At 69.0% G+C, this 22129-nt stretch carries 24 protein-coding genes and 1 pseudogene; 19 read left to right on the top strand and 6 right to left on the bottom strand.

Going from position 1 to position 22129, the window contains the following annotated elements:
* Window positions 1-38 precede the first annotated feature (38 nt).
* The 5 genes from FB157_RS21110 to FB157_RS21090 form a co-directional block, all read right to left on the bottom strand.
* On the bottom strand, window positions 39-593 hold the full coding sequence (locus FB157_RS21110; protein WP_145881955.1) for a GIY-YIG nuclease family protein: 555 nt from the start codon (window positions 591-593) through the stop codon (window positions 39-41).
* A gap of 52 nt (window positions 594-645) precedes the next feature.
* Complete coding sequence (locus tag FB157_RS21105; RefSeq protein WP_145881953.1) at window positions 646-1569, bottom strand: FAD-dependent oxidoreductase; 924 nt, start codon at window positions 1567-1569, stop codon at window positions 646-648.
* Complete coding sequence (locus tag FB157_RS21100; protein WP_186581615.1) at window positions 1566-2129, bottom strand: isochorismatase family cysteine hydrolase; 564 nt, start codon at window positions 2127-2129, stop codon at window positions 1566-1568. The genes FB157_RS21105 and FB157_RS21100 overlap by 4 nt, the downstream gene beginning before the upstream one ends.
* Window positions 2130-2153: 24 nt before the next feature.
* Window positions 2154-3170 carry an XRE family transcriptional regulator gene (locus tag FB157_RS21095; protein WP_261386398.1) on the bottom strand — a complete coding sequence of 339 codons (1017 nt, stop codon included), beginning with the start codon at window positions 3168-3170 and terminating at the stop codon, window positions 2154-2156.
* A gap of 315 nt (window positions 3171-3485) precedes the next feature.
* Window positions 3486-4244, bottom strand: coding sequence for a GntR family transcriptional regulator (locus tag FB157_RS21090; protein WP_145882087.1), 759 nt, complete (start codon window positions 4242-4244; stop codon window positions 3486-3488).
* Between the two features lie 703 nt (window positions 4245-4947).
* Between FB157_RS21090 and FB157_RS21085 the strand changes: the two genes are divergently transcribed.
* From FB157_RS21085 to FB157_RS21030, 12 genes are all read left to right on the top strand, one after another.
* Window positions 4948-5553: a hypothetical protein gene (locus FB157_RS21085; RefSeq protein WP_145881947.1), complete on the top strand. Its 606-nt coding sequence runs from the start codon at window positions 4948-4950 to the stop codon at window positions 5551-5553.
* A 480-nt stretch (window positions 5554-6033) separates the two neighbouring features.
* Window positions 6034-6471, top strand: a complete 438-nt coding sequence (locus FB157_RS21080; RefSeq protein ID WP_186581614.1) for an ATP-binding protein — start codon at window positions 6034-6036, stop codon at window positions 6469-6471.
* Window positions 6472-6682: 211 nt separating this feature from the next.
* Entirely contained in the window at window positions 6683-6961 is a 279-nt protein-coding gene (locus FB157_RS21075; protein ID WP_145882085.1) for a WhiB family transcriptional regulator, read from the top strand.
* 184 nt (window positions 6962-7145) lie between these two features.
* Complete coding sequence (locus FB157_RS21070; RefSeq protein ID WP_315903826.1) at window positions 7146-7343, top strand: DUF5999 family protein; 198 nt, start codon at window positions 7146-7148, stop codon at window positions 7341-7343.
* A 73-nt stretch (window positions 7344-7416) separates the two neighbouring features.
* Window positions 7417-8199 (top strand): hypothetical protein, encoded by a 783-nt coding sequence (locus tag FB157_RS21065; protein ID WP_145881942.1) that lies wholly within the window; start codon window positions 7417-7419, stop codon window positions 8197-8199.
* A gap of 222 nt (window positions 8200-8421) precedes the next feature.
* Window positions 8422-9720, top strand: coding sequence for a hypothetical protein (locus FB157_RS21060; protein WP_145881941.1), 1299 nt, complete (start codon window positions 8422-8424; stop codon window positions 9718-9720).
* Window positions 9721-9946: 226 nt separating this feature from the next.
* Complete coding sequence (locus tag FB157_RS21055) at window positions 9947-10318, top strand: hypothetical protein (RefSeq protein ID WP_145881939.1); 372 nt, start codon at window positions 9947-9949, stop codon at window positions 10316-10318.
* A gap of 117 nt (window positions 10319-10435) precedes the next feature.
* The gene (locus tag FB157_RS21050) at window positions 10436-11827 is read left to right on the top strand and encodes a hypothetical protein (protein ID WP_145881937.1); all 1392 of its coding nucleotides are present in this window, start codon (window positions 10436-10438) and stop codon (window positions 11825-11827) included.
* A 2-nt stretch (window positions 11828-11829) separates the two neighbouring features.
* A complete protein-coding gene (locus tag FB157_RS21045) occupies window positions 11830-12228 on the top strand; it encodes a hypothetical protein (protein WP_145881935.1) in 399 nt (132 codons plus the stop codon).
* A gap of 82 nt (window positions 12229-12310) precedes the next feature.
* Window positions 12311-14863, top strand: a complete 2553-nt coding sequence (locus tag FB157_RS21040; protein WP_145881933.1) for a hypothetical protein — start codon at window positions 12311-12313, stop codon at window positions 14861-14863.
* A 34-nt stretch (window positions 14864-14897) separates the two neighbouring features.
* The gene (locus FB157_RS21035) at window positions 14898-15125 is read left to right on the top strand and encodes a hypothetical protein (protein ID WP_145881931.1); all 228 of its coding nucleotides are present in this window, start codon (window positions 14898-14900) and stop codon (window positions 15123-15125) included.
* A gap of 86 nt (window positions 15126-15211) precedes the next feature.
* Window positions 15212-15736, top strand: a complete 525-nt coding sequence (locus tag FB157_RS21030; protein WP_145881929.1) for a hypothetical protein — start codon at window positions 15212-15214, stop codon at window positions 15734-15736.
* Window positions 15737-16056: 320 nt separating this feature from the next.
* On the opposite strand, the gene FB157_RS48565 is transcribed toward FB157_RS21030, so the two are convergent.
* Window positions 16057-16284: a hypothetical protein gene (locus FB157_RS48565; protein WP_261386419.1), complete on the bottom strand. Its 228-nt coding sequence runs from the start codon at window positions 16282-16284 to the stop codon at window positions 16057-16059.
* On the opposite strand from FB157_RS48565, the pseudogene FB157_RS21025 reads away from it, so the two are divergent.
* From FB157_RS21025 to FB157_RS21000, 7 genes and pseudogenes are all read left to right on the top strand, one after another.
* Window positions 16259-18542 (top strand): annotated as a pseudogene (locus FB157_RS21025) (DNA translocase FtsK); the annotation flags it as partial. The gene FB157_RS48565 and the pseudogene FB157_RS21025 sit on opposite strands and share 26 nt — an antisense overlap.
* A gap of 274 nt (window positions 18543-18816) precedes the next feature.
* Window positions 18817-18954, top strand: coding sequence for a hypothetical protein (locus FB157_RS47395; RefSeq protein WP_186581613.1), 138 nt, complete (start codon window positions 18817-18819; stop codon window positions 18952-18954).
* Window positions 18955-19019: 65 nt separating this feature from the next.
* On the top strand, window positions 19020-19682 hold the full coding sequence (locus FB157_RS21020) for a hypothetical protein (protein WP_145881927.1): 663 nt from the start codon (window positions 19020-19022) through the stop codon (window positions 19680-19682).
* 95 nt (window positions 19683-19777) lie between these two features.
* On the top strand, window positions 19778-20503 hold the full coding sequence (locus FB157_RS21015) for a hypothetical protein (RefSeq protein WP_145881925.1): 726 nt from the start codon (window positions 19778-19780) through the stop codon (window positions 20501-20503).
* A gap of 99 nt (window positions 20504-20602) precedes the next feature.
* Window positions 20603-21061 (top strand): transcriptional regulator, encoded by a 459-nt coding sequence (locus FB157_RS21010; RefSeq protein ID WP_145881922.1) that lies wholly within the window; start codon window positions 20603-20605, stop codon window positions 21059-21061.
* A gap of 277 nt (window positions 21062-21338) precedes the next feature.
* Window positions 21339-21590, top strand: a complete 252-nt coding sequence (locus tag FB157_RS21005) for a hypothetical protein (RefSeq protein ID WP_145881921.1) — start codon at window positions 21339-21341, stop codon at window positions 21588-21590.
* Window positions 21591-21718: 128 nt separating this feature from the next.
* Entirely contained in the window at window positions 21719-22096 is a 378-nt protein-coding gene (locus tag FB157_RS21000; protein ID WP_145881919.1) for an ATP-binding protein, read from the top strand.
* Window positions 22097-22129: the final 33 nt, after the last annotated feature.

The raw sequence follows: 22129 nt of genomic DNA, 5'->3' as shown, positions 1-22129 counted from the left end.
CCGACCGCTCGACAGAAGGCTCATACATCGACTTCCCATCAGGCAGGATGAGAACGGAGAACCAACCGTGGTGGGAAGTGGGCAAGGCAGTCAGGACAACCACCGCACTGATGGGCTACCCAATCGGTCGCGGTTTCTGAGATGCCACGCGCTGCCAGGACAGCCTTGGCGCGCCAGCCTGGCAGGGGCGGGAACCGGACATCCAAGTCTCGGCCCTCCATGCAGCGGTACCAGGGCTTGTCGAACCCTGACGGGTAGTGATCGGAAACCGTTGTGCGAGGGGCATCCGTTGGCTTGATCGTCGAGAGGCCAGCGCCCCCCAATGCCACTGCGGCGCGAACTGCTTCTACAGGGTTGTCACCAAGATCAAACCACTCGCCACGGACATGACGCCGGCCAAAGTGGTGGTGTAGCGCAGACTCCAGTTCCTGGCCGCCGTCAAACGTGGCGAGGATGGACAACTCGACGGGAGATCCGACCTGGAGGAACCAGAGGCGCTTTTCCGGGGCCGTGCTGTAGCCGATTTTGACGATGCGTGAGCCGGAGGAGCCGATCAAATAGACCTGACCAGCTGTGCCACCTGTAGCGGTCATTGGCACTCCTTGGGCTCTGACAAATCTGTGGTCCGCAGATGCTTCGGGAGGATCACCAAATCCGGCCTCCGCCTGACAGCGTGGTGTCGTAGTAATAGGCCAGCACGGCCTCTGCTCCCGAGCCCTGTGCGGTGGCTATGCGCTGGTAGCGCGCAGACCGGAGGTCTCCTGCGATCCGGATGCGCCCATGCTGTTGGGCAGGCGGGCAGTAGCCGTCCTTGTCAGACACGAGCCCGGCTAGAGCGGCCGGCTTGTTCCCGAGGTTATTGAGCACCGACGTGGCGGCGTAGACGGTCCTGGCCCCGTCCTCGCCGTTCACGTCGACTGTCCAGCCGTCGCCGTACATGGGCTTGGTTATCGTAACGTGAGATACGGGGACGATTCGTACGCGACTGTCGTCCTCCACTTCGGCGGCTTTGTATCTGTCGGTCGGCGGACACAGCACGTGCAGTGTGATGGTCACGTTCGGGTGAGCTCGCAGCCAGGTACCGAGTGGACGATCAGCACCGAGGACGTAAGTTCGGCCGGTGAGCCCCAGCGGAGTTGCCCGCCAGAGCGGTGGCGCCGAGAACTTGGAGGGGGCGGTTACCCACTCCGCGTCGGACGGAGTCAGGTCGGTCACGCCAGTGGCGACGACGATGGTCTTCGCCGTGAGCACGCGTCCGTCGTCGAGAAGGAGCTCGGCTCGGTCGTCGTATCCGTGGGCCTTCACTGCTCGGCCCTGCTCAACGGCGCACTGGCCCGCCTTTTGCAGGCGCTGAAGGTCCGTGGCCAGGGCCTCGGCCAACTGAGGGCCGGTAGTCCAGTTGCCCGGGACATTCCCCAGGGCGCCGATACGGTGCAGCTTGCCGCCCACCGGGCCGGTCTCCAGCACCATGGTCCGCAGGCTGAGGCTGGCAGCCATGACCGCAGCTGCTACCCCGGCCGGACCGGCGCCGACCACGAGCACGTCGGTGTCGCACGACGGTGCATTCACGCGGGCGCTCCCTGGGGTCCGTTGATGCGGGACAGAACAGTTTCGATGGTGACCAGCTGCTCCGAGCCGATGTTCCGGGCTGCCATCAGCAACGCCGCGTCGTGATATTGGGCTCCGCCGGTTGAGGCGCAGGCGTCGGTGACGATCCACGGCCGGTACCCGTGGTGATAGGAGTCCCTGGCCGAGTCGTACACACATGCGTCCGTGTCGATGCCGCACAGCACCAGGTCAGTCCATCCCGCATCCCGAATGAGCTGAGCGCCCTCGGGCGTGAACACGGAGGCCTGGTCCTTGCCGATGACGGCCTCCGCATCGTCGGCGAATGGAGCGAGTTCGGCGGCGAGAGCCTGCTCCTCGGGTGTGCGCAGCCGGGTCCACCCGGTGATCGTTTCGTACGGCGAACCTGCCTTGTTGTGGAAGCGGGTGAACACGACGGGTGCGCCAGCTGCTCGCCAGCCCTCAACGAGCCGCACGATCGCGGGGAGAGCACCACGGCTGTGTTGGTTCACGAAGCCCTGCTGTACGTCGATGACCAGCAGCGCTGTCGAACGAGGGTTCACCCAGTCCGCCTTCCATATATCTGGTTATGGGTTGCTGTCTCGCAATGCGTCCTGGGCGGCGCGCAGCCGATCAGGGAGTTCACTGGTGGCCAGGATCGCCTCGCGCATCACCCGATGCTGGGCAGTCTCCGTCGGCCTTGCGGTGGTCAGTCGGACGTACGCGCCGCGGAGGAACCGCCACCCGTACGCGGGGGGCATCACCGGGTCCTGCCCTTCCTCGATCACGCGCAGGATGTGCGACGACAGCGCCCACAGCGCCTGGACGTCCAGCTCGAGGGCAACGATCTGGCTAGTCGTGAGGGCACGCTCGTCCGGCTGTGGGTGATAGGACACCCCGGACCAGCCGGCCACGCCTCGTGAAGCGCCGCCATCGAATGCCACGGCTTCCGGGTGCGCCCAGCCGTCGCGGAACTTGGCGTCTTCAACACCGAGTCCGAGAGGCCGGATGTTGTGCGGGTCCTGACGGTTGACGAGGACCGACGGCGTCGTCAGCAACTGCAAGGCGGGATCGAGCCCTGCCTTCGTCCACGAGTGATCACGCAGCTCGTACACGGAGAGGACGTACTCGGGATCCGGCGACGGAGCGACGGCCTTCCCGTCCCGGCTGTGCTGCTCCAGGAGGCGTGTCATGCGCTGACCGGCCCAGGTCCGATCCGTCAGGTACGAGCGGTAACGCCACAGTGCCAACTCCGTGAGGGACTCCACGTCTTGATGCTCTTCCAGAAGCACCAATGCGATCCCACATGCGAAGACGTGGACGGTGGAGGTGTGTGCAGTCCGGTGCTCACCAGGCAGAACCCGCTGCTCAAGGCCTCCAGGTCCCGAGGGTCGGGGTGCGCCGGCATCGTAGAGCGAGCCGAGGCGCTCCCCCAGGTACACCGGCAGGAACTTGTACGAGACAAGGGCGCATGGCGCTGGCTGGGCAACCTCAACTCCTGCCGCGCTAACAGTTTCCCCCCGCAGTGCCGCCAGCCGGAAGCGGAAGGCCTCCTGCTCCTCTGGCGTGCACCGGGCAAGCGCCGCGTCGAGGATCTGTGCCATATGGGGGCGGCACTCGCGAGTGGGGTCCTCCCGCCAGTGAGAAACCGTCCGGGGACTGATGCCGAGGTCGTCAGCGAAGTCACGCACGGACTGGCGTTTCACCGACCGTAACAGCAGCCCCTCTTCGCCTGTCCATCGATCCACAGCGATCACTACACACCTCCAAACGGGTCCTTGACCAGGCAGCGGCAGCCGTATTGCCACGCTAGGTCCACACCACTGCTACGCGGGGGCATCTCGCTCACAGTCCTTGAACCGGAAGCTAGTTGGCGACGGAACCAGCCATTCAGCGATCGGTCGGTAGCCCCCATGTCGTCAGGCGTCGAACTCGTAGTCGAGGACGTACGAAGCCGAATCGAGCGTCATCTCGTTGACCTCGACCACGCGCTGGTCCGCGGCGAACGCCGTCCTGCAGATCTTGAGAACAGGGCGCTCGAGGGACATTTCCAAGGCGGCTGCCTCTTTGCTCGTAGGCAGAAGACTTCGAATCTCCTCGCGGAAGTGCACAGGCGCGTACCCCAGATCGGCGAGTCGCGCGTACACCCCGCCCGGCCCGGTATCCGCCTGAGTGATTGCCGACCCTGCCACAAGGCTGTGCGGCAGGTACGACGTCGCGACCATGACCGGACGTCTGTCGAGCATGTAGCGCCGCGACCGTGCGCAAGCGGCTTCTCCCTCCCCCAGCTCCAACATGCGCTGGATGTGCGTCGGTGGGATGAGTTCCTCGACGGCCACACAGTCAACGTCCAACGGACGGTTCTCGTCGGCGGCCCAGATGGATTTGCCACTTCCCCACTGATCCCGCGCCAAGCGCTGAATGCCTCGTCGGCGGATGGGCTGGAACGCCTGGACGAAGAAGCCGGCCCCCTTCCGGGACTCGGCGAGGCCTTGGCTCGCAAGCGTGCGGAGCGCTCGACGTGCGGTCATCGGGGACACGTCGTACTGCTGCGCGAGGAGGCTCTCCCCCGGCAAGCGGTCCCCAGGGCCGTACGTGTCCCCCCGCTCGATCGCTTCCTTCAAGGCATCAGCGATCTGCAGGTACTTGGGCTGCTCGGCGCCCGATTCATCCGCCATTCGACTCCTCACCTCGCTAGCGATCCTAGGCGCCTCGATGTCCAGCACTAGCGTCGCGGCGCCCGTGGCGGCCGATCTGTGACTCCTCCACAATATTTCGATATCGAGGTTCTTGACATCGCTATCGATCATAGCCTCTACTGGTAGCGACTTCGATATCGAAGTTGAGGCGGTTTGGTCAGTGCGTCGGCACACAGAGTTAGTGCCGACTCCTGGCCCGACCCGCCAACGGAGCCGTCGCAGGCGGTGCCGGTAGGGAACGGACCTGAGTCCTGCACCCGATACACGACCAACCACATAGCGCAGCCTGCTCGCCATCGCTTACATGCGGCGCCGGGGTGACCGACCACCGAGTCGACACGATGTCCCCCGACGAGTTTGAGCAGGGCAGCCCGACAGCAGTTGCGCTGCCTGTCCTCCACGATCCGACCAGCGGGTTCCGCTGTACGGCTCCTGGTTGGCAGGGAACGCAGCCCGTGTCACTCCCCCCGCCAAGGAGCTCGTCTTGCGTGTCAGCAAGCTGCCCCCGTACCGGCTCAGCGACTTCCGGCCCCAGCACGTCAACCTCCGCGACGGAGAGGTTCCGACTCTCCGTTGCCCAGAGTGCGAAAGCTGGCACTCGATCAAGCGCAGTCTCCTGACGCCGCACTACCCGCAGCCCGGGAAGCGGTGCTCGGGAAGCGCGCGGCACATCGTCTTCGACATGACCGTCGAGCAGTGGGGTGCCGCTCTGGTCGAGGGTGGCCTTGAGGCCGGTGCCCGGCGGAGCAAGCAGCAGTTCCACAAGCCGGCCCCTCCGGCGGGGCAGCCGGTCCACCGCATGTCGCACACTGCGCAGATGTCGCCGCTTGAACGTGCGCGGCAGGCGATCGCCCGGCACCAGGCCGACTGCAAGATCTGCAGTGGCGGCAAGCGGTGCCGGATGCCGCGGATCCTGGCCCAAAGCGAGGCGGGCCGTGCGGGATTGGCGGCGCTGGAGCGGGCGCTGCAGGCGGTCGCCCGTCACCGTGTCGCCTGCGCCGACTGCAAGAACGGCCAGTTCTGCCCGATGGGCTTCGAGTTAGCCGAGCGGATGGCGTGGACGGAGCAGACCCGCGAAGACGTAGTGCGTCGGCAGGTCCGCGAACAGCGAGAAGAGCAGAGCAGGGAGCGCGGCCGCGACCGCCGTATCGCCCTTCGGCGAGCGTCGGACTGGCGCCGGGTGGAGCGCGACGTCCGCCGTACCGACCGCGAACGCGCACAGCGTCCTGCAGGTGCCGACTGCCCGAACGATCACACCAACGTGCCGCTGGAGCCGATCCGCTTCTAGAGCTCTCCGCCTCGGGGTTTCTGGCCTGGCTCGGTGGTTGTCCCGTCCATCCACTCCCCCAGGCGGGGCGGCCTCTAGCCAGACCAGCACCCTCCTGCGTCACCTGTGATCGCCGCCCGTGTGACGTGCGGCGATGGCAGGGGGTAGCAGGACCACTTCAGGTCAGCAGCCCTGCTGGGTTGGCCTCCGCCAGGGGAGGCCAACCCAGCCCGAGAAAAACCGAACAACGAGAACGGCCCCGGGGTGCGTCCCGGGGCCGTTGTCGATCGTCCGCCCATCTCAGGTGAGAGGAAGTACGACCTTGCTGAGGAACATGATGACATCCCGCGCGCCGCTTGGTGCACAGGGGGACGAGCACCCGAGCCAGGAAGACGAGGCGCTGCGCCGGGCCAGGGAGCATGACCGGAGGGGTGGGACCCGGTGACGGTCACGGTCTTCGGTACCGGCTCTCTGCACGCCGCGGCCGTGGACAAACGACTGGTGGTCCCCGAACCGGTGCCGGGTCTGGTGTTGACCGAGCGGCGGCGCGGCTTCTGCGCTGAGGTGACGGCCTCTGCGGAGGCCTTCAGCGCTGTTCGCGTGCTGACTCGCTCGGTGGCGGCGACGTACGGCGCTGACCCGGGCCTCGCTGATTCCGCCGAGCTCGTGGTGTCGGAGCTGATGGGCAACGTGCTGCGGGCCAGTTCGGAGAACCAGCCCGTCCTGCTGATCGTCGAGGTGTACGCCGTCCCGTCCGGCGTCGAGGTGATCGTTCACGACGCCGTGCCCGGTCAGCCGGACCGCCGCGACGTCGCCTTAGACAGCGCCGAGGCGATGTCCGGACGCGGTCTGCACCTGCTCGACCTGCTGACCGATCACTGGACGGTCGAGCCGTCGCCGCTCGGCAAGCAGATCAGGTGCCGCCTCCGGGCTGAGTAACACCAGCTGTCTTACGGGCGGACGGTCGGAAGGTCAGTTCTGCCACTGCAGCACCACCGCACCAGGCGGAGCCGGAGATCACCGCGCCCAGCCGCCCCCATCCCCCCGCAGCCCCAGGGACTCCGCGTTCCTGGGGCTGCCCGCATCTGCGATCTCAACGGAGGACCCCATGCAGGACATCCAGGACCTCGTCAGCCCCTCCGCTGCCCACATGCCCGCCTCCGAGGCCGGCGTCGACTGGCGGCACCGCGCCGTTTGCCGGGAGGAAGACCCCGAGTTGTTCTTCCCGATCGGCAACACCGGTCCGGCGCTGCTGCAGATCGAGGAGGCCAAGGCGGTCTGCCGTCGCTGCCCCGTGATGGAGCACTGCCTGCAGTGGGCGCTCGAGTCCGGTGAGGACGCCGGCGTGTGGGGCGGCCTGTCCGAGGACGAGCGCCGGGCGATGAAGCGCCGCGCGGCCCGCAACCGCGCTCGGAAGGCCAGCGCCTGACCGCAGACACCCGCAGACACCCGCAGCCCCTGCCCAGCCCGTCGCCACCGGCCCGGCCATCGTCGGCCCGGTGGCGGCGGAGAACGCAGGGACCGATCGCCCCAGCGCCTTTGGCGCCCGCTGCCGGTCCACACCGTCCCCGACCCTCTGAAGGAGTTCGTCCATGACCGTGGCCACCTCGTCGCTGTGTCGGCACGAGCCGGCTTGCCCGCCTGCTGACAGCCCCGACCGTGAGGCCGCGCAGACCGTGGCCAGCCACCCGGAGCAGGGCTGGAGCCTGCTGTGCAACGGCCTCTTCGTCTTCGACGACACCGGTGAGCTGCTGCCCGACGGGCGGATCGTCGCCCCGTGCCGTCCCGTGCCGGCCTCGGCGACCGCCTGATCCCGCCTGGGCATCCCGCCTGCTTTGCCTGTGAGCCCGGGAGGGTCCCGGGTTTTCGATCATTGGAGGATCGATGGCTGAGCTCATTCCCCTCAAGGCACCGCTGGATGAAACCGGTCTGATGTCCCGCTACCAGCCCGGCACCACGACGCGGGCCGCCGTGGCCACGGACATCTCCCGGTACCACCACCCGCTGTTCGTCTGCTCCGAGCCCGGACGCTTCCCGGGGTGGATGACCTACTTCTTCCAGGCGTTCACCGGCCTGGAGGAGCAGCCGCAGATGCCGCTCGAGGCCATCCGGGACACGTCGTTGACCCGCGAGCAGTCCGCCGCGCTTTCGGACGAATACGACGCCGCGCGGATCCTGTGGTCGAAGGCGCGGTTACGGCGGCAGGCTGGACCGCTCCTGAAGATGGCCGCGCCGCTGTGGGAGGCCTGGACGGCCGCCCACGAGCAGCTGGGTGCCACCTTCCGCGAGTTCTGGACCACCGTGGACGGCCGCTGGCGTGCCCAGCTGCTGCGGCTGACCGACGCCGAACGCGCCGCCGAGTTGGCGACCGAGGCGTTCGACGAGATCGCGGTGAAGCTCTCACATCTTGCCGAGGAGCAGATCCGGGTCACGGGCGAGGACGAGGACCTCCCGCTGCGCACCGTCGCGCGGGAGCTCGGTCTGGACGACTCCGACTGGCACATCGCCTGGCACGGTGCCTACACCTCGTCCACGGCGAGCTGGCGCGGCATCGGCGACCGCCTCATCGACAAGGTCCACAAGGGGATCGACGCGCAGCGCGAGCGGCTGCGTGAGGTTCAGGTCATGGCCGGCGACAAGGACCTGAGCGACAGCGAACTCGTCTGACACCCACCCCGGGGCCATCTCGCCCCGGGGCTCCCTGTCGGTCCTGCCGATCTACCTCGGCGGGACCGGCAGGGAGCAGCAGGGACTTCCCCCGATCCCGTGCTCCACGGCCGGCCTCCCCGACGGGAGGCCGGCCTTCATGCTGCCGGGCCCCGGTACGACCATCCCCCCGTACTGGGCCCGGCCCCCTTGTCCCTCGACTGCCTTCAGGAGTGATGAACCATGACACCCACACCCACATCCACTTCCCCTCCCCCTCCGCTGGAGGCGAAGCTGACCCGGGGCCAGCGCATCATCCTCATCGCTGCCGCTGTGCCGATGGTTGTCTTCGCCGGCCTCGGAGCGTGGGGCACCTACAGCAACATCACCGGCGTCTTCCACCGCTCGGCCACCGCCTGGGGTGTGGTCGCCGCCGGTGAGGGCGCCACGCTGTCCCTGGCGCTCGTCTATGTCGGGCTGACTCTGCTGGGCCAGTCTTCGCCGGCCGCCGTCCGGGTCGGGCTGTGGCTGCTGCCCGCAGCGGCCTCCGGCACCGGCGCCGCCGTCGCGCAGACCGCTACCGAGGCGATCGTCTTCGCCGTCACGCCGCTGGCCATGTGCTCCTCCGCGGAGGGCATGGGTCTGCTGGCCCGCCGCATTGTCATCCGGGTCACCGGCGTCGACATGGAGGCCCAGCGCCGGAACGCGAAGACGATGCAGCAGCTCGCGTACCACCGGGCCCGTGCCGCGAACCACCCCGACGAGAAGACGCGCAAGGAGTCGGAGCTGAAGTCGTGGGACCTGGCCAAGAAGGTCGGCACGGGCGACGCGACGCTCGGCGCGGGCCTCGTGACGGTTCAGCGGGACCGCATGACGGAAGGCGCGAACGACGCGCTGGCCGGCATGTTCGACCTGACATCCGTCACGCCCGCGCTCACCGCATCCGTCACACCCGCGCTTCCCGGCACGACCGGGCGAGACGGTTCCGGCACGGGGTCCGTCACGGACCAGGCAGTCCGTCACACCGGCGGCACGCACTCCGTGACGAACCCGCCGCCCCGTGACACCGCCGTCACGAGCGGACCGGAGGGCGCGACGCAGACAGGCACGCAGGTCAGTGGCGACACGGTCGCGCGGCCGTCGCACTCCACGGAATCCGTCACGGACACCGTGACGCACACCGTCACGGGCTCCGTCGCGAACGGTGTGACGGAAACCGTCACGGTCGACGGCTCCGTCACGCCCGGTTCCGTCACGGACGGGACGCCGTCACAGGAGTCGTCGCACCCCGTCACGCTCGAAGAGGTCGCGGCCGTCGCGGGCGTGCCCACCCCGGTGACGGGCGAGCGGCTGACCGAGGCGCAGCTGGAGGTCGTCCTGCGACACCTGCGCTACTCCGACGACCCGCCGCTGTCCTACCGCCAGGCCGTCGCCGCCTTCCGCGACGCCGGTTTCGTCGGCGGCGAGGAGCGGGTGCGCCGCGTCTGGGGCCACCTGATGTCGCACGAGGAGTCCGAGACCCCCGAGAAGACCGACGCCTGAGCAGCGTCCGGCACTGCCAGTGAAGGCCAACTCGCCCTGACGGGTTGGCCTTTGCTGCGACTGCCGGAAGCGGTCGAAACAGGTGCAAAGCAGTCCGATGAGTGAACTGGTGAGTGACCCGGTGAGCGGAACGTTCGCAGACCCGGCAAGCAGACCCAGCGAGCAGACCCGGAGCGCTCTGCACCCCCACCCGACACCCCGAACGAACGGAGGAAATCCAAGCCCGATGGGCGGATCCGCGTACTGGACAAAAGAGGTCAAAAAGGCGGACGCGCGATCCCCCAAGGAGGGTGCGATCAAGCGAGTGGACCGGCTGCACGGCGTACTGCGCCGACTCGATCCGGTGGTCGCCGACCGCGCCTGGCGCGACGTCGGCAACCTCCTCCAGCAGACCACCGACCGCCACTCGGTACGCGGTTCTGCGTACTGGACGAAGGAGATCAGAGAGGCGGACGCGAGGTCCGCCAAGGAGGGTGCGATCAAGCGACTGGACCGGCTGCGCGGCGTGCTGCGCGACCCCGATCCGGTGATCGCCAACCGCGCATGGCGCGACGTTCGCGACGCCCTCCAGCGGATCACCGACCGCTACTCGCGGTGATCGTTCACTCATTCATTCACCCCGGGGGGAGATGAACGCGACCCGGCTCTACACGCGTACGTACGCGCACGAGGGCCGCGTTCACTCCCCCCGGTTGCACTCCGTGAGGGGAATGCGATGGAAGTTCTGCTTCTCGCGGCCTGCGTGTGGCTCGTCCACACGCATGGCGCGCAGAGCGAGCAGGCGAAGTTGGGGCTGTCCCCGGCGCAGCGCGACATCCTTCGGGAGAGGGCCCGGCACGAGAAGTCCGTGCAGAAGATCGCCGACAAGCACGGCGTCGCTGCACCGGCTGAACGCGGCCCGGGGGTCTCGCCGTGGAAGGAGCCGCCGGCGTCGGAACGCGGCCCGGTGCTCACGCTCCCGGAGGCGTTCCGGTCGGGCTACCGCGGACACACCCGCATCGAGCGGCTGGCGACCCCCGTGGGGCGCCGCGCCGGGCTTTGGACCGCGCGCGGCGTGGCCTGGGCCGAGGACACCGGCAGGGGCGCGCTGCGCGAGTACCGCAAGCGCCGCCGCGCCCGAGGCGAGCCCGACCCGGCGCCGGTGCTCGTTCCGGTGCCCCCGCGTGACCCGTCGGCCGATCCGCCGACCGTTGGAACCGGCAGCGGCAAGGGCGAGGGAGTGTCCCTGGCCAGGCCGGACCCGCCCTCGGAGCCTGAAGCGGCCGAGAAGCCCCCTGAGGGGGCCTCTGAGGCGCCAACGGCCGATGGCAGGTCCCCTGAAGCCTCAACGGACCCAACTGCCCCTGAGAAGGCCGCAGATGAGCCCGTGCCGGTACCGCCTCCCGCCACGGAGGAGATGGATTGGGCGGAAGCGTACAAGTGGGACCCCTCGGACGAGGACTGGTTGCGCCCCGCGGAGGCCGCGGAGCCCAAGAGCACCGATGAGCCGTCCGATCCCGCCATGACGGAAGAGGGCACGACCGTGACGGAACCCGTCACAGCCGTGACGGACTCCGACACGGAACCGGCATCCGCTGTGACGGAACCCGGCACGACCGTGACCGAACCCGGGTCCGCTGTGACGGAACCCGTGAACACCACCAAGGAACCGGCCGCTGCCGGAGAAGGAGTTGGGCGTATGGCGGCAGAGGTGTCGTACGAGTCCGTTGAGGAGGAGAGCGACGAGCTCTCGCTGATGTGCGAGGACGACCTGGTCGTCTACGACCGCATCGGCAAACGCTGCCAGCGGGAGATCAGCCGCGGCGACTCGCTGCTCGTGGCCATGGAGGCCGTCGGCTTCGGACCGAAGGTCATGGGCTGGGTCACCCGCGGCAAGGAGCAGTACGGGGTGATCGACTCCCAGCTCGACGAGCTGAAGTCGAACACGAAGGCTCAGGGCGAGGGCGTCGTGAAGGCCAAGGCCCTGCTGGTGGCCGGCCAGGGCCTGTACGCGGGCATCGCGAAGGACATGGAGTCCGTGGCCGACCGCGAGGTCTATATCTCCGACGCGGTCGACGCCGAGGACACCTCCGCGCACACCGAGGTCTACGAGACGAGGGGAGCCTGACCATGAGCGATACCAAGGGTGGTCTCAGCGCGATCGTCACCTACGCCGCCGTCCTCGCGAGGGCAGCGGCGTACGGCATCCGCGCAGCCAACACCAAACGGGCCGTGGAACGGCTCAAGTCCCGCTTCGACGACCGCGCCGCCTCGGCGAGGTACATGTCCGAGGCGATGACCGTCCTGGACGTCGACGAGCCGACCACCACCGCCTACATGGAGGTCGCGACGCTGTCGGAGGCCATGTCGGCCAACGTCGGCACGATCGTCTCGGCGTCCGACACGCTGTCCACCGTGGCGCAGGGCCTGGCTGATGAGACGACGGCCCAGCACGGCCGGATGGCGGATGCCAACCGCACGCACCACGTGCAGATGGCCGACCGGCGCTTCATCAAGCCCGAGCAGTAGGAGCCAGACAGACCCACCACGAAGGGCGGGGCCGCAACGTGCGGTCCCGCCCTTCGTCATACCCGGAATCGGAGAGAGCCGGATGGCAGCGACCACCGAAGCGACGAAGGAAGAAGAAGACACTCCGCAGGAGCTGACCGGACTGCGCGCTCGGGCGGCCCAGATGCAAAATCCCGGCCTGTACGTGGGGTCCGGTCTCAGCATCGCCTCGAGCCTGCTGTCTGGCGACCCGCTCCTGTTCACCACGATCGGTGCAACCGGCCTCGCGGCCGGCTGGGCCGCTCTGGCCATGAACCCCGGCCCGTGGCGCTGGCTGCCCGGGCACGGCGAGCCGTGGGAGTGGATGGCCCGCAGCAGCCGGCGCGGCTACCGGCGCAGGGTCCGCCGGATGCGTCGCCGCCTGGCCCAAGACGACGGCTACGGCCCGTCCGTGGGCAGCGAAGGCCTGCTCGTGCCGACCATCGGCATCGCCGACGGGTGGCGCCACCGGGACGACCGCGCCGCTCTCGTCCGTAGGGCGAAGGCCGAGGCTTACCGCAACCGCTGCGCGAGGCTGCGGCGGATGTGGGCCAAGGCCCTGCCTGACTGGGAGCGCGGCTGGTGGCGCCGGTACACGCCCGCCGAGATGGCGCTGCGTGCCGAGCCTCTGGCGGCGATCCCCGCGAGCGGCTTCATAGACGTGCCCTGGTGGGCCCACATCGTCGCCGCGTCCGTCGGGTCCGCGTGGGGATCGTGGGTGTGGGCCCGTCCCGACGTCGGGGTCTCCCCGGCCGGACACCCGGAGGGAGCGGGCTGGTACCTGGCGCGGTGGGATGAGTGGATCGCGTGCGAGCGCGGCCCGCTGCCCGATTCCAAGCTCGTCGACATCCATCTGGACGACGACAAGCTGACCGCGATCATCGTGTCCACCATCGCCAGGCCTGCGCTGTTCGTCGGGCAGGACGAGATCTCGATCGCGTTCGACGTGCCGCCCCGGGCGGTCAACGTCTACCGCCCCGACGACATGTCCGCCAGCCGTGCCAAGCTCACCGTCCGGCTGCGGACCGCCGCGGCAGCCGACCTGGACATGGACGACCTGCCTGCGGTGTGGCAGGAGTTCGGTCCGTACATGGGCAGCGAACTGTACGACGTGCAGGAGACGGAGTACGGCCGTCAGTTCAAGATCCTGATGCCGCGTCGGGGGTCCTCGGTCGCCGAGGTGCAGCCGCGCAGCATCGCCCAGGCCCTCGACATGCCCGGCGAGGACGCCGTCGCCCGGCTGCACCTGCGCGTGATCGACGCCCGCAGGATCGAAGTCAACGAGATGAGCACCAACCCGCTGCAGGACGGTGTGACGCTCGACCTGCGCGCCCTGACGATGGACGAACAGGGATACGTCACGGTCGGCAAGGACATCTACGGCCGTCCGGCGAAGTGGCGGCTGCTGAAGTTCGACCCGGTCCGCCGCGGCCTGTCCGGGCGGCCGTCCGCGTCGGCGGTGCACTCGTTCGGCTCCGGCACCACCGGCGCCGGCAAGACCTCCCTGGAAGAAGACCTCCAGGTCGCCCAGCGAGTCAACGGCTTCATCTCCTGGCTGGCCGACGGCAAGGGCGGCGCCGGATACGCATCCTGGTTCGGAGATCTCGACTGGCTGGTCAAGTCGCCGGTCGGGGCCATGCTCATGGGCCAGTCCGCCACCCGCGTCAGCGAGTACCGCTACAGCGAGCAGATGAAGATGCAGTGGCTGGACGCGGAAGGGTTCATCGAGCAGGGCCGGTCGTTCTTCGTGCCCGGCGAGCCCTTCGCACCGATGGTCGTCACCTGGGACGAGTTCAACGAGATGGTCCTCAAAGACCCTCACGCGTTCCACGTCAAGCCGCTGACCCGGGCCATGTCCAGCGTGGGCCGCCTCTCCAGGGCGGCCGGCCTGTCCGCACGGGCCTGGGTCCAGATCCCGAACCTGGACTCCATCGGATCCGACGCAAGCGCGAACGCCATTCGCGACATGCTCCAGTCCGGGAACATCGGCCTGTTCCGCACCGCACGCGCCGACGTCGACGTCATGTCGCTCGGCTCCCGCACCCCGGAATTCCGTCTGGAGCCCCTCCCCGAGCGGTTCCCGGACGGGTCCGAGACAGGCGGCCTGTTCTACCTCGCCGACGGAAAAGCCCAGTACACCCAGTCCCGGGCCATGTTCCACACCAACCCGGCCCGCGTCGCCCGCGGATTCCCGATGGCGACCCTCTCCGACCCGGAGGCCGACGCCGCCGGCGCCGCGTACCTGCGCCGGGAGGAATACCGCTACCTGGACGCCGCCGAGGAGGAAGCCTTCCTCCTTGACCTGATCAAGCAGGAGCAGTCCAAGAACAGCCCGCACGCCACGGTCATCGACCTCAAGCCCGCCCCGGCCGCCTCGGAAGAGGACGGCGAAGACGAGGACCTGGACGAGCTCGTGCCGCTCACCCGCACCCAGAAGGTCTGGTACGCGGTCGACGGCGGTGCCCGGCGCAACAAGCAGATCGCCGAGGTCACCGAACTCCAGCCGTCGAATGTCGCGAACGCCACGACCCGTCTGGAACGGCTCGGGAAGCTCACCAAGATCGACCGCGACTGGCACACGGCCTCCCCCCTCGACGACCAACGCGTCGACGCCTGACCCCACCCCGCCCTACCGAATTGGAGACTTCTCCATGAACATCACCGTCACCGGACTCTTCGTCCTTGTCTGCATCGGCCTCGCCATCTGGTTCAAGAGGGACAGTTCCTTCCGCCGCCGGGAGTTCCTCGCCGTGTCCCTATTCTGGATCCTCGCGGTCGCCACCCCCTGGGGTGCCACGGCCGTCGAGAAGGTTCAGACCATGATCGGCAACGGGGTCCAGTCGGCCTCCCAGACCGTCAACTCGGTCTCGTCCAAGTAGAACCACCCCAAGCAAGAGGCGGCCCGCGCCCAGCGGGCCGCCTCTACTGCGTCCACCCCCGCCCCCTCAGCAAGGAGACACGCCACATGGCCGACGACCTCGTAGGCCTCAAGCGGGGGCAGACGGCTCAGGAAGCGGTCGACGAGGCGCGCATGCTGGCCAACTGGTACAGCAGCAACGCCCCCACGACCACCAGACTCGTCGCCCCCGACCTCCCGCCGCCCAAGCCCGCCACGGGGGACACCGTGCCGTTCGATCCGCACGGACGACCGCCCATGTCCCAGCGGGCCACGGACCACGCGGCGCTCGTACTCGTCTACTCGTTCGGCTCGCTGCCGGTCAGCGCCGCCATCTCGCTGGTGCTGTGGCGGCTGGCCAACGTCAGCCCGACGACGCTGACCATCGTCGGCGTAGGCACCGTCGGCGTGATCACCTCGATCGGCGTCGCAGCCCGCATGATCGGGCGAGCCGTACGCGACGGCGCCTCCGCCCTGCCGAACAACACGGTCAACCACTTCACCGGGCCGAACTACGTGCAGCACAACGAACTGCACACCCAAACCAAGTGGTTCGGCACCACCCACAACGAACTCCCCGGCAACCAGGAGTGACGTTGGCCCCGCATGACGCGAAGAACGACCTCGCCCGATTCCGCACCACCCCGCTCCACCAGTGATCGGCCGTTCTCCGTACGCCCCCGCTCGCCGCCCCAACAGGCGGCCGCGGGGCCGTGCGGTGTCCGCCCGGCCACCCAGACCGCGTACCACCGGTCCTCGCCACCAACTTCCTTTGCCGGGGCGTCGCGCCCCCGTCTCTCTCGCTGGCTGCCGTAGTCCTCATCGCCTCCGCTGGCCTCGCGCTCGTCGTGACCTTGCTCGCGTAACGGCAGAAGACCGATCCGCCAGGTCCCCATCACCCAAGCACCGCCTGCCTACCCAACCTCCATGGAGGCCACTGTGAAGAAGACCCCCACCAAGAAACCCGCCGCGAAAAGGGCCCCGGCCAAGAGCGCACCGGCGAAGAGGGCCGCGGCGAAGAGGTCGCCCGCCAAGAGGACGCCCGCCAAGAGGACGCCCGCGAAGCGGGCCCCCGCGAAGAGGACCCGCGCGAAATCGGCGCCCAGCCTTACCAGGATGCTGTCCCGGCTGTTCCGCACCATGGGGCGGAGCGCCAGGAACCTCGACCCGGCGCACCGCAAGGACGGCGCCGCGCTGCTGCTGTTCGCCCTCGCGCTGATCGTCGCCGCGGGCACCTGGGCCTACCTCAAGGGCCCAGTCGGCGACCTGGTCGAGATCCTGGTGACCGGCGCCTTCGGGCGGCTCGACCTGCTCGTGCCGATCCTGCTCGTGATGATCGCCGTCCGGCTCGTCCGGCACCCCGAGAAACCCACGGCAAACGGCCGCATCGTGATCGGCCTGTCCACTCTGCTGATCGGCCTCCTCGGACTGATCCACATCGCGTCCCACTCGCCCGCGCGGGACGACGGCATGCAGGCCATTCGGGACGCCGGCGGACTGATCGGCTGGGGCGTCGCGACCCCGCTGACCTACACCGTGAGCAACGTGCTGGCCGCACCGCTGCTGGTGCTGCTCACGGTCTTCGGGCTGCTGGTCGTCACGGCCACCTCGGTCAACGCCATCCCGCAGCGGCTGCGGGCGCTCGTCGTGCACCTCGGCGTCGTCCAGGAGCAGACAGCCGACATGCCCAGTGAGAACGACGAGCGAATCCCGGAGCAGCGGCACGAGCCGCCGCCGACCGCGCGCTCCCGCCATCGCGGGCCCGTCGAGCAGGCGGCCCTCGCGCCGCGCGGGAAACTCAAGGCCGCAGCAACGCCGGCCCCCGCCGCACGGCCGGCCGCGATGACGTCGACTCCCCTGGTTGTCCCCGACCTCACCAAGGCGCCGTCCGCTGGCGAGGAGCGCGATGTTCCCGCGCGAGCGGAACAGCTCCGTCTGTCCGGCGACATCACGTACGCGCTGCCCTCACTCGACCTCCTCGCGCGCGGCGGGCCCGGCAAGGCCCGCAGTGCCGCCAACGACGCGGTTGTCGCGGCGCTCTCGAACCTCTTCTCCGAGTTCAAGGTCGACGTTGCCGTCACCGGCTTCACGCGCGGCCCGACGGTCACGCGCTACGAAGTCGAGCTCGGCCCGGCCGTGAAGGTCGAGCGGATCACCGCGCTGACGAAGAACATCGCGTATGCCGTCGCCAGCCCCGACGTCCGGATCATCTCGCCGATCCCCGGCAAGTCCGCGGTCGGCATCGAGATCCCCAACACCGACCGCGAGATGGTCAACCTCGGTGACGTGCTGCGTCTGGCCGCGGCCGCCGAGGACGACCATCCCCTGCTGGTGGCGCTCGGCAAGGACGTCGAGGGCGGCTACGTGATGGCCAACCTCGCGACGATGCCGCACATCCTGGTCGCCGGAGCCACCGGCTCCGGCAAGTCCTCGTGCATCAACTGCTTGATCACTTCCATCATGGTGCGCGCGACCCCCGAGGACGTGCGCATGGTCCTCGTCGACCCCAAACGCGTGGAGCTGACGGCATACGAGGGCATCCCGCACCTGATCACGCCGATCATCACCAACCCGAAGCGGGCCGCCGAAGCCCTCCAGTGGGTCGTACGCGAGATGGACCTGCGCTACGACGACCTCGCGGCGTACGGGTTCCGGCACATCGACGACTTCAACGCCGCCGTACGAAACGGCACAGTGAAGGCGGCGGCGGGCAGCGAGCGCGACCTCCAGCCGTACCCGTACCTGCTGGTGATCGTCGACGAGCTCGCCGACCTGATGATGGTTGCCCCCAGGGACGTCGAGGACGCGATCGTGCGCATCACGCAGCTCGCGCGCGCGGCCGGCATCCACCTGGTGCTCGCCACCCAGCGGCCGTCGGTGGACGTAGTCACCGGTCTGATCAAGGCGAACGTGCCCTCACGGCTCGCCTTCGCCACCGCTTCGCTCACCGATTCGCGCGTCATCCTCGACCAGCCCGGCGCCGAGAAGCTGATCGGCAAGGGCGACGGGCTGTTCCTGCCGATGGGGGGCGAGCACGCCGGCCCGTATGCAGGGCGCCTTCGTGACCGAGAACGAGATCGCGGCCATCGTCCAGCACTGCAAGGAGAAGATGGCGCCCGTCTTCCGGGACGACGTCGTGGGCACCCAGCAGAAGAAGGAGATCGACGAAGAGATCGGCGACGACCTCGACCTGCTGTGCGAGGCGGCCGAACTGGTCGTGTCCACGCAGTTCGGTTCGACGTCCATGCTTCAGCGCAAGCTCCGGGTGGGCTTCGCGAAGGCCGGGCGGCTGATGGACCTCATGGAGTCCCGCGACATCGTCGGTCCCAGCGAGGGCTCCAAGGCGCGCGCCGTCCTGGTGAAGCCGGATGAACTGGACGGGGTGTTGGCACTGCTCCGTCCCTTACCGGGCAGTGCGCAAGAAGAAGGCGCGGACGACAGCCTCCAGGAGCGGGTTCGGAACGCGTCTGGCGCAGAGCGGCTGCAATGAGCCGCTCCCGCCGCCATGGAGTCGGCGGGCCGCAAGCTGACCGCAGCGAACACCGCGCCTTCTCCGCGGCGGTGCAGACCAACACCCCGACCACGGCAGATCAGGCAACACGTTGCCTGATCGTGACCGGTGGTCGGGGCTGATGGTCGCCGTCCTGGTCGGGGCCGAAGGGTGAGGTGCCCCCATGGACTTCACGCCCGCGCTCGCCTCGGACGGCAATGCAGCAGACAACCTCATCGGATCTCAGGACGAGCACGCGACCGTCGCTGGTCAACGCGACGCGCACCACCGGCTGTTCGGCCCCCTTCCGCAGGCCGCCTGATCCCGGATCGGGCGGCCTCCCCGCGTTTCCAACTAGTTCCCGGACTCCCCAAGGAGGAGAACCCCATGGGCAAGACCATGCGCACCACCGCCGCCATCGCCTTGGCAGGCTTCGAAAACGTCGTCATGCTGGCCGCCGCCGGAACCGGCGGTGTACTGGGCTACAACGCGCCGGCCCTGCTGACCGCCGCCGGAGTCGACGGCTGGCCCGGCAGCACCACGCCGACCTGGGCCGTCTTCTGCGCCGGCCTCATCGCAATCGCCTTCGCCTTCGGGGTCAGCGAGCTCCTCGACTCGTTCATGTCGCCGCTGCGCGCCTTCACCCGCACCTCGACCTCCCCGGCCTACGGGCTGGACACACAGGAGACGGACGAGGACCTGCCCACCGACGCCGAAGAACTCATCGACCGCCTGACCGAGGCCGCCCGGGCCGGCGGCGCCCACGAGGCCGCGATGTACTCCGGGAAGATCGACCCCGCCGGGAACCTCCTGCACAAGGCCAAGCTGTGGGTGGGCATCGACGGCACCAGCGCCCTGTTCCCCCTCACTGACGGCGCCTACGTGCACTACCGCAAGAACGAGGACGGCAAGTTCGCGACCCACGAATACGCCTTCGTCGTCCCGGAGACCGAGGACGAGCCGGTCCCCGTCACGTCCATGGACCAGGTGCGTGACCTCCTGGAGCAGCACCTCAACCACGAGGTGGAGGACGAGCCGGTCAGCGCCTGACCTGCCGGACCCCTGTGCCGCCCCGACCCCCGCGGGCCGGGGCAGCGCAGAGGCCCGGCAGACGGGCTCCGACCGACACGGAGGGCCAGCGCCCCATGACGACCATGGACATCACCCACAGCCGCACGGAGGCACCCGAGTCCGCCGAGGCCGTGCGCCCCAGCACCCGAGCCACGGAAACGCCGATGATCAGCGAGCTGGTCGTGGCGACGCTCCACCTGGAGCACCTAGCCGAGACGGCCGGCCCGCCCGAGGACGAGACCGCCGCTCACCTGAACGGCATCACGCCCGAACAGCAGCGCTCCTTCGTCCTGGGCAACGCCGACCGCATCCGCGCCGCCCTCGCCAAGATCACCGCCCCGTACGAGACGCCCGCAACGCTGGTGCCCCCCGACCCCGACCCAGCCGAAGACGACGACCGCGACCTCCAGCCGCCGACCTGCTGCCCCCCGACCGACGTCACGGCGACCGCCGTTGCCACGTTCCAGGAGACGGCAGCCGTGTATGCCGTACTCGCCGACGACCGGAACGACGCTCAGCGGATCGTCGCGGCCATGCTCCCCGACGAGCGCGCCGCGTTCGCGAGCCAGCTCGACGAACTCCGCAAGCTCATCGGCCTGGTCTGCGACAACTGCGGTTGCCTGGCCGAGCTCGGCACCGGCACGACCGACCCCTTCGCCGAGGCGTGCCGCTTCCTGTGTGGCACGTGCGCAGTTGAAATCCGGCGCCTCATCAGCACCGCCTCCCGGCGGACCAAGGCGACGAACAGCTCGCCCGCCCCGTCGACGACGCCTTTCCCGAACACCCCGGGGACGACCTGACGCCACCGCCGCTACCGAGCGATCGGCCAGCTGGCTGCCCCGAGAGCCACCCGTACTGCCACACCACACCCGACCAGAGAGATGAGGAGCACCTCCACCATGGCCGATCCCAGCACCCGGGCCATCCGCTTCGCCACCGCCTACGCCCTGATGCGCATGGCCGCGGACCTCGGCGACCACTGGATCCAGTCCGACCACCAGGCCGTCACCAAGGGCGAGCACGACGAGAACGAGGGCCAGTCCAGCCGGGCTGGCCGCATCGCCTGCACCGCACACGTCGCCACGTACACCGCCACCCAGGCCGTCGCCCTGTTCGCCGGATCCCGAGCCATCGGACTTCGCCTGAAGCCCAGCCGGGTCGCTGACGCGCTCGCCCTCTCGGCCGCCACCCACTGGTGGGCCGACCGGCGGATCCACCTCAAGGCCATCGCCGACGCCACCGGCAAGGGCAACTTCTACACCCTGGGCGGTCCGATGGGCGGATCCTACGCCCTTGACCAGGCGTTCCATCACACCGTGGAAACCGTCGCGGCCGTCATCGCGGCATCCGAGCGGTGAAGGCGGGGGCGGTGTCGCACGCAGGCCGGAGCGGACGCGCCGGCCTCTCGTTGGCGGCTGAGCCTGCGCCCATTGTCATCCACAGCACGGCTTCCAGTCCCAGATCGACATCCGGCCCGAGATCCACATCCCGGCGGCTCCTGCCCCCGACCACGAGGGCCTGGACGACGAACCGGACAACGTCCACCGGCTCCAGCACTGACCCGACGACACCACTCCCGCTCGCTTCCACGTCGGTGCGCCCTGGGTGGGCGCACCCGAACCCGAAGGAAATCTGATGAAGGACGAGAAGACGCAGTTCTGGGTCGGCACCTACCACGGACGCCACGACGGCACCCAGGTCACGGTCACCGCCACCCGCGACGACACGCGTCCCGAGCCCTACGCCTGGGCGTGCACCTGCGGCGCCTCCCAGAGCTTCCCCACGCAGTACGGCCTGGACCGCAGTGCCTGGCGGCACACGCACCCCACCCGCTGGGACCAGCTGCGGCAGTGGGTCGCCAAGTTGCTCCGCATCCGCACCCGCTGACTCCTGACCTGACGCCCGAGATGGCGACGCCTCCTGCTACCTGTACGAGGCCACCGCGCTCATCACCGACAACGCCGCCCCGTGTCTGCGCTGGGCGACCCGTTCCTCGACCTGCAAGGAGATCACGTATGACCTCGCCGATGCCGCTGTACCCGGACCTGCCGGAGAACGCGCTGATCGTGTTGATCGGTGCCTCTGGCGCGGGAAAGTCGACGCTGGCCGCCACCTGGCCCGCGAGCCAGGTCCTCTCGCTTGACGCCCTGCATGCTGCCGTTAGCGATGACTGCGGTTGCCAGGAGGCGACGGGCGACGCGGTCGACGCCCTGCATCTGATCCTGGAGCGCCGGATGGCCCGCCGGCGTAACACGATCGTGGACGCGACCAACGTGTCGGCGGAGGCCAGGGCCCCGCTGGGCGCCGCTGCCACACGGCACCACATGCCCGCCATCGCGGTCATCGTCGCCACCCCGGCCGACTTCTTTGGGGGTCCTGAGCCTGTGGCGTGACGTTGTTGGAGACCCTCTCGTTGGGAGCCGCAG

The organism is Streptomyces sp. BK340, from assembly GCF_007827595.1.
Classification (GTDB): domain Bacteria; phylum Actinomycetota; class Actinomycetes; order Streptomycetales; family Streptomycetaceae; genus Streptomyces.
This window is presented reverse-complemented; position numbering and strand designations above follow the sequence as displayed.